This window comes from uncultured Gemella sp. (assembly GCF_963515875.1).
GTDB lineage: Bacteria > Bacillota > Bacilli > Staphylococcales > Gemellaceae > Gemella.
In genome coordinates this window covers 17,404-34,640 of record NZ_CAUPZX010000018.1, presented here as the reverse complement: position 1 = coordinate 34,640, position 17,237 = coordinate 17,404, and the positions used below count along the sequence as shown (strand labels likewise).

Below are 17,237 nucleotides of genomic sequence, written 5' to 3'. Positions count from 1 at the left end.
CACATTTTACTTTAAATTCATAACTATAACGCATAAAAAATACCCCTTTCACTGGCTTGTCCAGTAAAAGGGGTACATATCAGTTTCAAAAGGAATCATGATATTGTTGAGACGCTCCCTTCTTTATTGGCTTTTTGTCAAGTTCGGGGCATGGGAAAAATTCACTCTAGAAATCTAGGCAGCATTTTTGGATATTTGTCTTTTTGTATATAAAAATTGAAATTCGGAGCTGGAATTTTTTCCATGCCCCGGATTTAGTATACAACCAATATTTTCCAGTTACTACTACTTGGCTTAGCATTAAAGTTATTATGAAGTCCTTGAGCAGTTTTTTCACGTACCTGCTCGGCAGTTAGTTCGTGCAATTTTTTATTGACATTTACAATTATTTTGATTCTTTATGAATGAACTATTTTCTTATAAAAAACGATTGATTTTTTTTTTTTTTTTTTGATATAATAATGGCTAGAAAAGTATAAAAGATAATTATTTTTTTAAAATTAAATAAAAAATTATAATTTAATTATAAAAGAGATAATTTATGGAGGTATATATAATGAATAAAAATACAAAAAGAGTTTTATCGGCAATAACGACTGCAAGTTTAGCAGGAGTACTTGGTGGGGTAGCTCCAGCAGTAGCTCCGTCAGTGCTTAATTTAAATGGTGGGGTGGTTCACGCTGCTGAAGAAACTCACAAAGTAACGATTCACTACGATTTTTACGACGATCCAATGAGTCCATTCAGTAGCAGTAGTAGTAGCAAAGTAGTTGACGTTACTCCTAACCAACCATTGTCAGATCATATCCCAGAAACATTCCCTGGTGGATATGTATTCGCTGATGCAGGAGCAAATAGTGGAGGCAGTGAAGGTGAACGCCTAAGCTCACGTAACGATCTTTTTGGTAACTGGACTAATATCTATGTCGGCTACAACCTAAAACTAAAAAAATCTAGAACTAACCCTAGCAACGCTGGCACTAACAATAATGAAAAACCTCACAAAGTAACGATCTTCTACTGCCCTTACGACGGTATTCCAAGGGAGCCTACCAAAAAAGTAGTTGATGTTACTCCTAACCAACCATTGTCAGATCATATCCCAGAAACATTGCCTGGTGGATATGTATTTACTGGTGCAAGTGCATTTGTTGAAGGCAGTGAAGGTGTAACCCTAAGCTCACGTAACGATCTTTTTGGTAACGAGACTACTTTCTATGCCCGCTACTTACCTAAAAGCGAAATATCTAGAACTAACCCTAGCAACGCTGGTACTAACAACAATGCTGGCACAGAAGTGAAACCAAACAATGGTAACACTAACTCAGGTAACAATAATTCTAATGCTGAAGAAAACATAGTAAATATTTCTTACCATTTCGAAGGAGATGATAACAAAACTGTAACTAAAGTTAAGGTAAATATTGCAGAAAATCCTAATGCTACCGTTGGAGACTACTATCCATTATCTAAGAATGGTGGTGATTTAAAATATATTACCAAAGGCAAAGGAATGATGTGGGTATATAAAGTAGATCCTGATCATAACTATAGAGTTGATCATAGAGGTGATTTACTTTCTAAATATGCACATCTGCATCTGTTAGGCGAATATACCAAACCAAACAACGCTGGTACAGAAGTGAAACCAAACAATGATGGTAACGCAAACGCTGGTACTAACAACAATGCTGGCACAGAAGTGAAACCCGGAAATAATGATAACACAGGAAATAATAAACCTGAAAACAAACCTGCTCCAGAAAATAAACCTAATAATAATTCAAATGCGGAAAATACTAACACAAACAACAACGCAACTCCATCTGAAGATATAATAAACAATATATTCTCAAATGATGCTTCAGGGGTTAAAGTTACTTTAACTGATAAAACAACTGCAGCAAAACTTTCTGCAACTCCTGTAGAAGATAAAGCCTTAGCAAGTTCAGTTCTAGAAAAATTAAACTTACCTGCAGACAATCAAATCAGAATATTAGATTTAAAACTTCTAGACAAAGATAATCAGGTAGTTAATTCAAATGCAAAACGTACAGTTGCCATTGTCTTAAAAGAAGGAGAAAAAGATGTAGATGTTTATCACATAAAAGATAACGGAGAGTTAAAATTAATAGACTCTACTACAAAAGATGGTGTTGTAACATTTGAAATAGATCACTTCAGTAAATTCGCAATAGTATCTAATACAAACAAACCAGCAATTAACGAAGTTCCCGAGTATGACTTATCTAAACTTCCTCAACCAGGTGTACCAACTCCAGGTGTAACTGATGGAAATAGCTTTGGACCAAAAACTGAAGCTAAAGATGAAGCTAAAGATAAAGCTAAAGAAGGTTCTCTACCAAACACAGGTATGACTACTTCTAGCACTGCAGCATTAGGATTAAGCTTAATCGCTTTAGTAGGTCTTGCTGTGAGACGTAAATTAAACAACTAATCGTTAATTAGTGTATAAAAAACATTAGAGAGTGTGGAAATTTTTCCATACTCTCTTTCTGGTTCTTTGTCAAATACGGTTGATTTTGAAAATTAGGAAGAAGGGGCTGACCCAAAAGCCCTAAATTTTAACAAGGTTTATATGGAAACTCATAGACGCAGTGGTTTATTGATATCTAAATTCGCTTTATAAAAGCTTTTTAGATATCTAATAAACTTTGCGGGGGTGACTCGACAAAATCGATTTCTACGAAATCACGATTTTTGAGTCACTCCCTTTTTTCCTATTTTTTCGTTTTATCTATTATTTTAATATAAAGATTACACTAGTATGAAAAATAATATGAAAATGTTAATTTTCAGAAAAATCGTGAAAGAATACACTCAATTAATTGATTTTATAAGAGAAATATTGTAAAATTATAGCTATAACAATAATTTTAAAGGAAAATAAAATGAATAGAGATGCGTATTTTTATTTAGAGATGAAGGAGCATGAGTTGAAAGTTCCTTATACGGGGAAAAATCGTCGTATTAGAGTTCTTTTACCGAAAGGTTATGCTCAAGATGAACACAAACACTATCCTGTAGTATATATGAATGACGGTCAAAATGTTTTTTATAGTGGAGAATCATTTAGTGGACATTCATGGAAAGTTATACCAGCAATAAAAAGAAATCCAGATATGACAAAGATGATAATAGTTGGAATTGATAATGATAACGAGGGAAGAATGAATGAATATGCACCTTGGAAGTTTTCAAGTTTACCAATATTAAATTTTGGACTAACTTTAGGTGGACTAGGCTCTGAGTATGCTGACTTTTTTGTGAATGTTGTTAAACCATTTGTAGATAGTACTTATCGAACAAAGCCACAACGTGAATATACGGCGATGATAGGTAGTTCTTTAGGAGCTAATATTTCACAATATATTGGTTTAGAATATAAAGATGTCGTAGGCTGCTTAGGAGTATTTTCATCTGCGAATTGGTTAAACAAACCTGAATTTGATCGATTTATTTCGAAACATAAAGTCTCAGATCAAAGAGTATATATCGAAGTAGGAACAAATGAAGGTGATGATACAGATCAAAAATTGGCAAATGGTAATTTAAAACAATTATATATAGATGCAAGTTTAGATTACTATAGACAGTTAATTGAGGCAGGATTATCAACAAGTGAGTTGAAATTAAATGTTGTAGCCAACGGTGAACATAGTGAAGAATGTTGGGCAAAATATTTGCCAGAGTGTTTAAGATTTATTAGTGAAAACTGGTAAAAGAAATTTATAGAAAATGGAGGTTTTTAGTTTGAATATAGAGTATCTAAGTCATTATAGCGGAAATTTAGGAAGAGAGATGGTACTTAATAGGTATGGTCATGCAGGATTACCTATTGTTGTGTTCCCGTCGTCAGGAGGAACACATAATGAATACTATGATTTTGGAATGATTCATGCATGTGAGAGTTTTATAAATGAAGGTAAGGTTCAATTTTTCACTTTATCAAGTGTTGATAGTGAATCATGGTTATGCGATTGGAAAAATGGTCATGATAGAGCCTTAGCTCATACACAATATGAAAAATATGTTATTGAAGAAGCTATACCATTTATTAAACATAAAACAGGCTGGTTCGGACAAATGATGGCTACTGGATGTAGTATGGGAGGATATCACTCATTTAATATCTTCTTACAACATCCTGATGTATTTGGAAAAGTAATTTCACTTAGTGGTGTATACGAGGCTAGATTTTTCGTTGGAGAATACGGTAATGATGAGCTAATCTACAGAAATTCACCAAGTGATAATATTTGGAATCAAAATGATGGATGGTTTATTAATCATTATAGAAATGCTGACATTATTGTATGTACAGGTTTAGGTCCATGGGAACAAGATGGTTTGCCATCGTTCTATAGTTTAAAAAGAGCATTTGAAGAAAAAAATATTCCAGCATGGTTTGATGTTTGGGGAGAAGATGTTGCTCATGACTGGCCTTGGTGGAGAATACAAATGCCATACTTTTTAGATAAGTTAAATTTATAATAAAGTTAAGAGGAGACAAAGATTTATGAATTACATAGTTATATCACCATATTACCCACACAACTTTCAAAAATTTTCTATTGAGTTAAAAAATCAGGGAATTAATGTATTAGGAATTGGGGAAGAACCATATGACCAGTTAGATCAAAGACTTAAGGAAGCATTAACTGAGTATTTTAGAGTTAATAGTCTTGATGATGTTGATGAAGTAAAACGAGCGGTTGCATTCTTATATCACAAACATGGTCATATTGATAGAATTGAATCACAAAATGAGCACTGGATGGAATTAGATGCAGCTTTACGTACTCAGTTTAATGTGTTCGGCTTAAAAGAAAATGATCTTAAAAAGACAAAACATAAGTCAGAGATGAAAAAATACTTTGAAAAAGCAGGGGTTCCTGTTGTACCAGGTTTCTTAGTGAAAAAAGAAAGCGACATTGAAAAAGGTGTGAAGAAATTAAAACTTCCACTAATTGCGAAGCCTGATAATGGAGTAGGAGCTTCGGCAACATATAAACTTAAAGATAAGAAAGATGTGGAAAACTTCAAAAAAGAATGGGATGGAACTACACATTATTTCTTAGAACCATTCGTTGATAACTCTGATATAGTGACTTTCGATGGATTAGTAGATGCTAAGGGGAATATTGTTTTCTATACTAGTATCGTTTATTACCACACTCCATTAGACTTATTGAATAATAATACTTTAGATTGGGTATATTATATCGATAAAGATTTAGATCCAAAATTAGTAGAGTACGGTAAAAAATCTGTTAAAGCATTTGGTATGAAGGAAAGATTTTTCCATATTGAATTTTTTAAAACAAAAGATGATTATATAGCAATTGAATACAATAACCGCCCTGCGGGTGCATTTGCAGTAGATGTGTACAATTTTGCTCATTCAACAGATTATTTCAGAGTTTATGCTGAAGTAGCTAATGGAACATTTAATGGTTTAAATGTTGATGAAAAATACGGATTAGCTTCAACAAGACGTGATTATAAAGATTATGTTTACTCAGATGAAGATATTAGAAATAAATATCAAGATAAATTAAAAGCAGTTCTAAGAATGCCGGAAGCTTTCGCTGAACTTCAAGGAAATACAATGTATGTTCTTGTAGCTGATACTCTTGAAGAAATGAAAGAGATGGAAAAATTCGTAGGAAAATTAAAATAGAATCAGGTCAAAGCAATGTGAAATTAATTTTAGAAAAGCTTAGTTTTACATTGCTTTGATTTTTACTGTTGTGGAATAATATTAAACGTGAAGATTATTTAGTTAAAAATGTTATACTAAAAAGTTTAGAAATTGTTATATATATTATGTTTAGTAATTACTTATTTTAGAAGAGTTATATTTGTAATTTAAAAATTAGTATATTGAATTTTTAGAAAATTTTAAATTTTATGTTGACAATAAAGAAAAAGTATATTATACTAATCATTAGTTAATTGAATATGTACCTCACAAAGTAAGTGAGGTAGAGGTTGCGATTTTTATCAGTAAGGTAATTGAAAGTGTAGGGCTTGATGATATTACTTGAAAGGAAACGTCGCCGAAATGATATTAATCCTATGTTAATATTGTTGGGTCTATATTGAACTAAGTATAGGACTGTCATAGTCGTGAGGCTATGTTGCGCTACTAATATCTTGTTTTGGAGAGATAATGTGAAGTATAACTCCGTGCAAATATGGTAGAAGGTTATGCTTTTTTATTTTTATCAAGGAGGTTTTTATTATGACAAACAACAGCAATAACAATAATGCAACAGAAGTAAAAAGAAATTTACGATCACGTCATATTAGTATGATTGCTATCGGAGGATGTATCGGTAGTGGATTATTCATGACAAGTGGTCAAGCAATTCAAAGTGCGGGACCTGGAGGAGCTATTGTAGCTTACCTATGTATCGGACTTATGGTATATTTTTTAATGACATCATTAGGGGAAATGGCAACATATCTTCCTACATCAGGGTCTTTTAGTACATATGCTACACGTTATGTGGATCCTTCATTAGGATTTGCATTAGGATGGAACTATTGGTTTAACTGGGTAATTACAGTGGCAGCTGACGTAGAATTATCAGCACTAGCAATTAGCTATTGGGAGCCTATGCGTGTTCTTCCTCACTGGGCTTGGAGTTTACTATTCTTAGTAATTATTATTGCTTTAAACGCACTAAGTGTTAAAGTATATGGTGAAAGTGAATATTGGTTTGCTTTAATTAAAGTAGTTGTAGTTATTATCTTTATAGTAGTAGGATGTTTAACAATTTTCGGTATTTTAGGTGGAGAATATATCGGATTCAAAAACCTTACAATTGGTGATGCACCATTCATTGGAGAAGACACTTCATTATCAAGTCAACTTCTAGCAACTTTAGGGGTATTCTTAATTGCAGGATATTCTTTCCAAGGAACTGAGTTAATCGGTATTACTGCTGGTGAAAGTGAAAATCCAGAGAAAAGTATTCCTAAAGCAGTTAAACAAGTATTCTGGAGAATTTTAATTTTCTACGTATTAGCTATTTTAGTAATTGGATTATTAATACCTTATACTTCACCTGATTTATTAGGAGCTGCAAGTGCAGAGGAAATTGCTAAATCACCATTTACAATTGTCTTCAAAAATGCAGGATTTGCTTTAGCGGCAAGTGTTATGAATGCAGTAATCTTAACATCAATTTTATCAGCAGGTAACTCTGGTATGTATGCATCAACAAGAATGCTTTATGCAATGAGTAAAGAAAAATTAGCTTATCCAATATTTGGACGCGTAACAAAATACGGAACACCAGTTATCTCATTAATCGCAACTGCTGTAGTAGTATTCTTAATATTCTTAATCCAACTTACAAGTGCTAATGCTTATACATATATCGTAGCAGCAAGTGGATTAACTGGATTTATCGCTTGGTTAGGAATTGCGCTAAGTCACTATAGATTCAGAAGAGCTTATGTGACTCAAGGTAAAGATTTAAATGATCTTAAATATAGAGCTAAATGGTTCCCGGTAGGTCCAATCATTGCTTTAGTATTATGTATCATCGTTATTATCGGTCAAGATACAGAACTTATTACTAAAGGTGTGGTAAACTGGAGTGGTATGTTGACAACATATATGGGAGTTCCAATCTTCTTATTCTTCTACCTATACCACAAAATTAGATATAAAACAAAAATGATACCTTTAGATAAAGTTGATTTATCTCAAGATGTAGATGTTAAATAATTAATATTATCCTAGTTCATTTTGAACTAGGATTTTTCATTTTTTTTACTAAAAGTGAAATATAATTTTTAATTTTAAATTTACATATTGTAAAGTTTAAAATAAATGTAATTAATTTGCTTAAAACTTGATATATTATAGTTAAATTACGGGAAATTTTCTTGTTTTTGTGGTATTATAAAGGATAGATTAAATTTAGAAAGAGGAGGAATTTCTGTGAATCTTGAATACCCATATAGTTATCAAAATGTAGAAGATATGGCGAGTAAATATTTATCAGATGAGCAAATTGAAATTATAAGAAAAGCTTATGAATTTGCAAAAATTGCTCACGAAGGACAATTTAGAAAATCAGGGGAACCATATATATTACACCCAGTTCAAGTTGCAGGAATTTTAACTGAACTTAAATTAGATTATGCAACAATTTGTGCTGGTTTTCTGCACGATGTTGTAGAAGATACTAAGTACACATTTGATGATATAAAAGAAGCATTTGGAGAAGATATAGCGATAATAGTAGACGGTGTTACAAAATTAGAAAAAGTAAAATTCCGTTCTAAAAAACAATCACAAGCAGAAAATCATAGAAAACTTTTTGTTTCAATAGCAAAGGATTTACGAGTTATTTTTGTTAAACTTGCTGATAGGCTTCATAATATGAGAACTATGAAGTATATGAGAGAAGAGAAACAACGTGAGATTTCAAGTGAAACACTTGAAATTTATGCTCCTTTAGCACACAGATTAGGGATAAGTTCTGTTAAATGGGAATTAGAAGATACTTCACTTAGATATCTGCATCCATCTCAATATTTCTCAATTGTAGGGATGATGAAACAAAAGAGAAGTGCTAGAGAAGAGAGTATAAAAGATGCTTGTTCTAGTATTACATCAATTTTAGCTGATAATAATATAAAAGCACAGGTAACAGGTAGACCAAAACATATTTATAGTATTTATAAAAAGATGGTTAAACAAAATAAAACGTTTGACCAAATATATGATTTACTTGCAGTACGTGTTTTAGTAGATAGTGTAGCAGATTGTTATGCTACTTTAGGTCTTGTAAATAACCTTTGGGTTCCAATTCCAGGACGAATAAAAGACTATATTGCAATGCCGAAACCTAATATGTATCAATCATTGCATACAACAGTAATTGCTCCTGATGGTCAAACTTTAGAAGTTCAAATTAGAACTTATGAAATGCATGAAATTGCAGAAAAAGGGATTGCTGCTCACTGGGCTTATAAAGAAGGTAAGAAAGTAAATAAAAATAATAATTTTTATGAAAAACTAAATTGGTTCCAAAAAATTGCGGAAAATGATGAGACCGAAGCGACAGCAGAAAGCTTTATGGAATCATTAAAAGTAGATTTATTAAGTGACAAGATTTATGTATTCACACCAAATAGTGATATTATAGAATTGCCAAAAGGTTCGTGTATTGTAGACTTTGCCTATGCTATTCACTCAGAAGTCGGAAATAAAATGGTTGGGGCAACTGTAAATGATAAAATAGAACCCTTTGATTATGTGCTTTCCACAGGTGAGATTTGCGATATTCGTACTAGCAAAAACTCAACAGGACCAAAACGATCTTGGCTAGAAATAGCTACATCATCACAAACTAAGTCGAAAATCAAAGCATTCTTTAAAAAAGCTGCTCGTGAAGAAAACTTAGTAAAAGGTGAAATATTATTAAAAGATGAAATTAAAGCGAATAACTTTGATATTGATGAAGTTATGACAGAAGAGAACATTGCTGTTGCTTTAAATAAATATAAATTTGCTAATCTTGAAGAAATGTATGTTGCTATTGGATATGGTGGTATCACGGCAAATAAAGTTTTTGCAAGATTAACAGAGAAAATAAGAAAAGAAAAGATGACTCAAGAGAAAATTGAGAAACTTTTCAATGCAGAAGAGACAAAGAAAATAGTAACTGAAACAGGTGTCTATGTAAAAGGAGTAGATAACATTCTTGTAAGATTATCAAAATGTTGTCAGCCTATACCAGGGGATGAGATTGTAGGATTTATTACTAAAGGACGTGGTGTCACAGTCCACAGAAGTAATTGCCCCAATTTAAGTGAAGAAGATAATGCAAGATTATTAGAAGTTGAGTGGGTAGAAAGTCTAAATGCGCGTAGATACAGCGTTACATTACAGTTACATGCCTTTGATAGAGATTTGCTTCTTCAAAATGTCCTTTTAACACTTAGTGAAAGTAGAGTAGAAATCAAAAAATTAAATTCTGAGTCTAAATCTGATAAAACTTGCGTGATTACTATAGGAATATATGTGAAAAATGTCAGTGAGTGTGACTTTATGATTAAAAAATTACGTCAAATTCCAGATATATATAGTGTAGAAAGAATAGTTAAATAGGTGGATATATGAAAATTATATTACAAAAGGTAAAGAAAGCTAGTGTAAGTGTAGATAATAAAATAGTGGGAAATATTGATAAAGGATACTGTCTTTTAGTTGGAGTTCATAAAGAATCAATAGAAGAAGATGCTAGATATTTAGCAAAAAAAATTGCCCAAGCTCGCTTATTCGAGGATGAAAATGACAAAATAAATCTAAGCCTTAAAGATGTTGGAGGAAGCATTTTATCGGTCTCACAATTCACATTATATGCTGATACAAAAAAAGGAAATAGACCTAGTTTTACTAGTGCAGCAGGTGCAGAAAAAGCAAACGAATTATATGAAAAATTTAATGAATATCTGAAAGAAGAGGGTATTACAGTAGAAACTGGTATATTCCAAACTATGATGGAAGTAAATATAGTTAATGATGGACCAGTAACTATTGTTTATGAAAAATTAACAGCAGGAAATTAATATGAGAATAAAAAGAAAAAATAAAAATGGAGTATTCTTAGTCATCTCTGCATTATTGCTAATTCTAGTAATAGCTGGATTAATTAATTTTATTGGTGAAAAATTAAATCCATCAGCTAATGCTCAAAATATTATTACTATCTCTAAAGAGATAGAGTTAAGAACTGGTCCAGATGATACTTATCCAACATTGAAAAAAGTAACAGCTGGTGATAATGTAGAAATGCTGAGTAAATCAGAAACTTGGTACGAAGTAAAAACTAATGATAGCTATGTTGGTTGGATACCAGGCTGGAGTATTTTAGGAACTGGACAGAAAAGTCCTGAAGATCAAAATAAAGAAAAATTAAAATCTTATTCAATATTACTAAATCCGATTAACTCATATGAAGATAATCATGATTACAAAGGAACTTCATCGAAAACTTATAATTTAAGAGTTGCTAAGCGATTAAAAGAAATATTAGAACGAGATGGTATAAAAGTTCTTTTAACAAGGGACAATGATGATGCTTATCCTTCAAAAGAAGAGATAACAAAAATTGCTGCAGAAAATTCAGTAGAAATGTTGATGGACATAGATACTTTTAATGATAATAATAAAGATATATTTGGAGTAAAAGTATATTATGGTACTCAAGGATCATCTATTGTAGCGAGAAGTATTGAAAGAAATCTTACAGAACACTATATTTCTAAGATTTCTTCATCAGAAAAACAGGCTAGTTTTTCACAATTGAGTGACAAGCTTCCTCAAGTTAAACTGATTTCAGGTAATATTGGAAATAAAATAGATGTAGATTTATTAAATAATGAAATTGCAAATAAGCAGTTTATTGAAGCATTAAGAGATGGTGTTGAGGGCTATTTATATTATTTAATTAATATCGACAATTATAATGCAAAAAGAAAAGAACAATTACTTAACTTACCTCAAAAAGGTCTTGCTGTTCCTATGTATTATATGAAGCAAGATGCCTATAAAAATATTGCATATGGATTAGATAGTAAGCAAACAATTGAAGATAATGGAGATGCTATTATATCGTTAGCGATGATTGCTAAGTATGTAGGTAAAGATGAGGCTACTGTAGAAAATCTTGCTTCATGGGCGGGGAATAAGTACTACATAAGAAATCAAGGAACACAACCTACAATTATTACAGCATTCGCAGAAAAATATAATCTTAAAGTAGAGAGAATCGAAACTGATAAGCTAGTAGAAAACTTGGAAAATGCCTTGAAAGATAATAAACCTATATTAGTAAGGTTAAAATCTGGGGTATTTGGTAATAGAGTAACTTATAAAGTAATTCGTGGTTATGAAGACGATAAATTCTATATAAATGATCCAAATGATGACGATGTTAAACTTACGAGTTACAATGGCTTCACAGAAAATGATATTAAAAATAACTTAGCTCAAGCATGGGTATTTAGTAAATAGAAAAAAAGATAAAATGAGAAACTTAACAAAATCAATTATTTAAGTAACAGTTTTGTTAGGTTTCTTTATTTAGGTTTTATAAGGCTCTTTGTCAAGTTCGGGACATAGGAAAAAATTTAAATTATCTATTGACTTAAAGATTAAAATGCAATATAATAGTTAACGTGGTTAACTAATTAGTTAATGTTATGAACTAATTCATAAAATTAAAGGAGGTAAAAAATGAGCGTAGAGGAAATTTCATATCATAAAGCAATGGATATGATGGAAGAATTTAGGTTGATAATGAAAAGATTTCATAAGAAAAGTGATGCACCATATAGAAAGCCTGAATTTCAAGCAATGTTATTTTTGTCTTATAAAGAAAAAATTACGATGCAGGAATTAGGTGAAGAACTACATGTGACAAAACCTAGAGTTACAGCACTTGTAAGTGAATTACTAGAAAAAGATTTTGTTGTTCAAAGTACGGATGAAAAAGATAAAAGGAAAAAATATCTTAGTTTATCTGAAAAAGGAGTCGAATGCATAGAATCACATAGAAAAGCTTATGAAGAATGGTTCCAATCTATTTGGAATAAATTTGATGTAAGGGAAAAAGAAGCGTTTGATATATTATTATCTCGAGTAAATGAGATTTTTAGAGAAGAATTATCTGATAAGGAGGAAAACAATGAAACTGATTAAATATTTAAAAGGTTTCTTGGTACCGATGATATTCTTAGTTGCGATATTAGGCGTTCGTGTTGTCGCCGAGCTTGCGTTACCAACATATACTAGTAATATTGTCGATAAAGGTATACAACAAAGTGGTATTCAAGATGCTGTTCCTGAGAAAATTAGTCAAAAATCGTTTAGTGAATTACAATTATTTATGACCGATGATGAAATAAAGAAAGTCACATCTAAATACACTAAAGATGGTGATGTTTATAAACTTGATAGCATTAATGAGCAAGAACGTAGCGAATTAAATGATATATTAAAAAATACTATGACTGTAGTATCTGGAGCAAAATCTGAAAACTTAGATCTAGATAAGGTTGCAGAAGGTGTCAAACTAGGACTAGTCAAGAAAGATAGTTTAATTGAACAAAAGAATAAATCAATTAGTGACTTAGGAAGTTCGGCTGATATGATTACAAAACAGGCCGGTATTCGCTATGTAAAAGAAGAATATAGAAATAATGTAGGAATTGATACTAATGAGATTAGAAAAAATTATCTAAAAGAAGTTGGAATCATGATGATAATCGTAACATTTATTTCAGGAATAGGAAGTGTTATTTCGAACTTTATAGCTAGTAGAATTTCTTCGAAAATAGCTTATAACTTACGAGAAAAACTATATAACAAAGTACTATCATTTTCTAAACAAGATATTGATAAATTTTCTACAGCTTCATTAATTACCAGAAGTACAAATGATATTCAACAAATTCAGAATGCTTTAAATATGATGTTATTTATCGCAATTTATGCACCGATGATGGCAGTATACGGAGTTTATAAAGTTACACAAACCGATACTGGAATGACTTGGATAATTGCATTAGGTGTAGGTATTTTAGGGTTAACATTAGGTGTAATTTCATTTTTAGTAATGCCTAAATTTAAAATAATGCAAAAACTTATAGATAAAGTAAACCTAGTAACTCGTGAAGCATTAACTGGTATTTCTGTAATCCGTGTTTTCGGTCGTGAAAAATATGAAGAAGAAAGATTCGATAAAGAAAATACAGTTTTAAAAAATGAACAACTTTTCATCAATAGAACTTTATCAGCACTTATGCCGATGATTATGTTAATTATGAATGGTATTGCATTATTAATAATTTGGGTTGGTGGGAAAAATATAGATGCTGGTAGTATTCAAGTTGGAGATATGATGGCATTTATAACATATACAATGCAAATAGTAATGTCATTCTTATTCTTTACATTCTTAATGATGCAATTACCACGTGCTGAAGTTGCAGCCGGTCGTATAAATGAAGTACTGGCTACCGAGGTAACTGTGGTAGATAGTGAGAATGTTGATGATAGTAAGCTTCAAGATGTAGTAGGTAAGCTTAAATTTGATAATGTTAGCTTTACGTTTGATGGAGCTGATAATCCAGTGCTTAGTAACATTAGTTTTGAAGCAGAAGCTGGAAAAACTACTGCAATTATAGGAAGTACTGGCAGTGGTAAATCTACATTACTTCACTTAATTCCAAGATATTTCGATGCTAGTGAAGGTGAAATTTCAATAGATGGAGTTAATATTAGAGATATAAGTTTAAGTAAACTTAGAGACATTTTAGGATTTGTTCCTCAAAAAGGAGTTTTATTCAGCGGTAATATTGAATCAAATATCAAATTCTCTGATGAAAATATTACGGATGAACAAATGAAGAAAGCTGCTGAAATTGCTCAAGCAATAGAATTTATTAATGAAAAAGAAGATAAGTTTAAAAGTGAAATTTCACAAGGTGGATCTAACGTTTCAGGAGGGCAAAAACAACGTCTTTCAATCGCTCGTGCACTGGCAAAAAATCCTAAGATACTTCTTTTTGATGATAGTTTTTCAGCTCTAGATTACAAAACAGATGTAAAATTAAGAAAAACTTTAAGAGAAGAAATGTCAGGCGTAACTACTATCATAGTTGCTCAGCGTATAGCAACAATTTTAAATGCAGATAAGATTATCGTAATGAATGAAGGTAAAATAGTTGGAATCGGAAAACACCAAGAACTCCTAGAAACTTGTCCAACATATTTAGAAATTGCAGAAAGCCAACTTAGTGAAGAAGAATTAAAAAAAGGAGGTAAACATCATGGATAGAGATCAAAAAATAGAAAAAGCTAATAATTTTTCCGTAACGTTAAAAAGAATTATCAAATTGATGTTTACACAGTATAAAGTTTCAAGTATTTTGATAGTATTCTTTGCATTAGCAAGTACAGTATTCGGTATAGTAGGTCCTAAAATTATGGGTCAGGCAACTACAGAATTATTCGAAGGATTGGTTGCTAAAATTAGTAATGAAGGTAGTATAAATTTTGAAAAAATAGCGGGAATTTTACTAACAGTATTAGGTTTATATATACTGTCATCACTGTTTATGTTTATTCAAGGATGGTTAATGAGTAATATTTCTCAAAAAATGACATATGATATTCGTAAAGAAATTAGTAAAAAAATAAATACATTACCTGTTGGATATTTTGAACAACGTACAGTCGGTGAAACTCTATCTCGAGTAACTAATGATGTAGATACATTAGGACAATCATTAAATCAAAGTTTCACTCAGATGATTTCTAATACTGCAATGGTACTTGGGGTGTTGATAATGATATTTACAATTAGTCCTGTCATGACACTAATAGCGTTAGCTTTAATTCCTGTTTCAGGAATACTACTAGGTGCTATAACAAAATGGAGTCAAAAATATTTCAGAAGCCAACAAAAAATGCTTTCAGATGTAAATGGGCAGGTCGAAGAGAGTTTCTCAGGTCAAAATATTATTGCAGCATTTAACTACAAAGAAAAAAGTGTTAAAGAATTCAATGATAAAAATAAACAATTATATACATCATCATGGAAAGCGAACTTCTTCTCAGGACTAATGTTCCCTGTGATTAACTTTGTAGGAAACCTTGGTTATGTAGGTATTGTATTCTCAGGTGGATTATTAGTTTCTAAAGGAACTATTGGTGTAGGGGATATACAAGCATTTATTCAATATATAAGAAACTTTACTCAACCAATAGGTCAAATAGCTCAGTCTATGTCAGAAATTCAAAAAATGGCTGCTGCTGGTGAAAGAGTATTTGAGTTCTTAGATGCTAAAGACGAACAAGATGCAGAAGTACTAGAAACAGTTACAAGTAAAGAAGGTAATGTAGTATTCGATAAAGTAAAATTTGGATATGTAGAAGATCAAATAATTATTAAAAACTTTACTAGTGATGTTAAAAAAGGAGAGATGGTTGCTATCGTTGGTCCTACAGGTGCAGGTAAAACAACGATGATTAAACTTCTTATGAGATTTTATGATATCAATGGAGGAAATATCTATATTGATGGAAAAGATATTTCTAAACTTGATAGATCCGAACTGCGTTCTTACTTCACAATGGTACTACAAGACACATGGTTATTTAAAGGTACAATAATGGAGAATCTTCGTTATGGTCGTTTAGATGCCACAGATGAAGAAGTAATAGAAGCGACTAAAGCAGCTCATATTCACCACTTTATTAAAACATTACCGGGTGGCTATAACATGGAACTAAATGAAGATGCTTCAAATATTTCACAAGGTCAAAAGCAACTTTTAACTATTGCTCGTGCAATACTTGCTGATAAACCTATATTAATTCTTGATGAAGCAACTTCGAGTGTAGATACACGTACAGAAGTATTAATTCAAAAAGCTATGAATAAGCTTATGGAAGGACGTACTACATTCGTTATCGCTCACCGTTTATCGACAATCAGAAATGCAGATAAAATATTAGTATTAAAAGATGGAGATATTATTGAACAAGGTAACCATGATGAATTATTGAAACAAAAAGGTTTCTACTCAGAATTATATCAAAGTCAATTTGCAGAATAAAGCTAAAAGGCATTTAGAGATTTATCTCTAGATGTCTTTAATTTTATTTCTTTGACAATATCAAGTGTATAAAGTATAATTATCTCATATTCGAGATAATTATGGTGTTAATATGTGTAAATGAAATAGGAGAATTCTTATGAATAATGAGTTTAAAGTTGTTATTGGAATTATGAGAGCAAGTAATTTATTAATAGATGATTTAAAGAAAACTTTAAAGAATTATCCAGTTAATGTGACTGAATTTGCTGTTATGGAATTTTTATATAGTAAAGGCGAGAAGAGTATTCAAGAAATACGTGATAGAATATTGCTTGCTAGTGGAAGCGCTACATACGTAGTCGATAACCTTGAGAAAAAAGGATATGTTAATAGAAAAATTAGTCAAAAGGATAAAAGAGTAACTTACATAAAGTTAACAGAAGTGGGAAAAAAATTAATGGACGATATTTTCCCTATACATAAAATAAATACAAAAATGATTTTCGATGATTTAACTAAAGATGAATTAGTTACATTGAAAGAAATACTAAAGAAAATTAATTAAAGATTATTTTCTT

Annotated in this window: 12 protein-coding genes and 1 riboswitch; all 12 genes read left to right on the top strand. The window is 31.2% G+C overall.

Annotated elements, in window-relative coordinates; genetic code table 11:
- Positions 1-556: 556 nt before the first annotated feature.
- Positions 557-2,458 (top strand): LPXTG cell wall anchor domain-containing protein, encoded by a 1,902-nt coding sequence (locus RWL85_RS04635; protein ID WP_314085472.1) that lies wholly within the window; start codon positions 557-559, stop codon positions 2,456-2,458.
- A 454-nt stretch (positions 2,459-2,912) separates the two neighbouring features.
- On the top strand, positions 2,913-3,743 hold the full coding sequence (locus RWL85_RS04630; RefSeq protein WP_314085470.1) for an alpha/beta hydrolase-fold protein: 831 nt from the start codon (positions 2,913-2,915) through the stop codon (positions 3,741-3,743).
- Positions 3,744-3,774: 31 nt separating this feature from the next.
- Positions 3,775-4,515 carry an alpha/beta hydrolase-fold protein gene (locus tag RWL85_RS04625; RefSeq protein ID WP_314085468.1) on the top strand — a complete coding sequence of 247 codons (741 nt, stop codon included), beginning with the start codon at positions 3,775-3,777 and terminating at the stop codon, positions 4,513-4,515.
- A 25-nt stretch (positions 4,516-4,540) separates the two neighbouring features.
- Positions 4,541-5,704 (top strand): carbamoyl phosphate synthase large subunit, encoded by a 1,164-nt coding sequence (locus RWL85_RS04620; protein WP_314085466.1) that lies wholly within the window; start codon positions 4,541-4,543, stop codon positions 5,702-5,704.
- Positions 5,705-6,001: 297 nt separating this feature from the next.
- Positions 6,002-6,180, top strand: a riboswitch (Lysine riboswitch).
- Between the two features lie 88 nt (positions 6,181-6,268).
- Positions 6,269-7,765, top strand: coding sequence for an amino acid permease (locus RWL85_RS04615; protein ID WP_314085464.1), 1,497 nt, complete (start codon positions 6,269-6,271; stop codon positions 7,763-7,765).
- Between the two features lie 216 nt (positions 7,766-7,981).
- Positions 7,982-10,159, top strand: a complete 2,178-nt coding sequence (locus RWL85_RS04610; RefSeq protein WP_314085462.1) for a bifunctional (p)ppGpp synthetase/guanosine-3',5'-bis(diphosphate) 3'-pyrophosphohydrolase — start codon at positions 7,982-7,984, stop codon at positions 10,157-10,159.
- 8 nt (positions 10,160-10,167) lie between these two features.
- Positions 10,168-10,620, top strand: coding sequence for a D-aminoacyl-tRNA deacylase (dtd, locus tag RWL85_RS04605; RefSeq protein WP_314085460.1), 453 nt, complete (start codon positions 10,168-10,170; stop codon positions 10,618-10,620).
- A 1-nt stretch (position 10,621) separates the two neighbouring features.
- Positions 10,622-12,067, top strand: a complete 1,446-nt coding sequence (locus RWL85_RS04600; protein ID WP_314085459.1) for an N-acetylmuramoyl-L-alanine amidase — start codon at positions 10,622-10,624, stop codon at positions 12,065-12,067.
- Between the two features lie 222 nt (positions 12,068-12,289).
- Complete coding sequence (locus RWL85_RS04595) at positions 12,290-12,754, top strand: MarR family transcriptional regulator (RefSeq protein ID WP_314085458.1); 465 nt, start codon at positions 12,290-12,292, stop codon at positions 12,752-12,754.
- Positions 12,741-14,894, top strand: a complete 2,154-nt coding sequence (locus tag RWL85_RS04590) for an ABC transporter ATP-binding protein (RefSeq protein WP_314085456.1) — start codon at positions 12,741-12,743, stop codon at positions 14,892-14,894. The genes RWL85_RS04595 and RWL85_RS04590 overlap by 14 nt, the downstream gene beginning before the upstream one ends.
- Positions 14,887-16,677, top strand: coding sequence for an ABC transporter ATP-binding protein (locus tag RWL85_RS04585; RefSeq protein WP_314085454.1), 1,791 nt, complete (start codon positions 14,887-14,889; stop codon positions 16,675-16,677). The genes RWL85_RS04590 and RWL85_RS04585 overlap by 8 nt, the downstream gene beginning before the upstream one ends.
- Positions 16,678-16,816: 139 nt before the next feature.
- Positions 16,817-17,224: a MarR family winged helix-turn-helix transcriptional regulator gene (locus RWL85_RS04580; RefSeq protein ID WP_314085453.1), complete on the top strand. Its 408-nt coding sequence runs from the start codon at positions 16,817-16,819 to the stop codon at positions 17,222-17,224.
- The last annotated feature ends 13 nt before the right edge of the window (positions 17,225-17,237 follow it).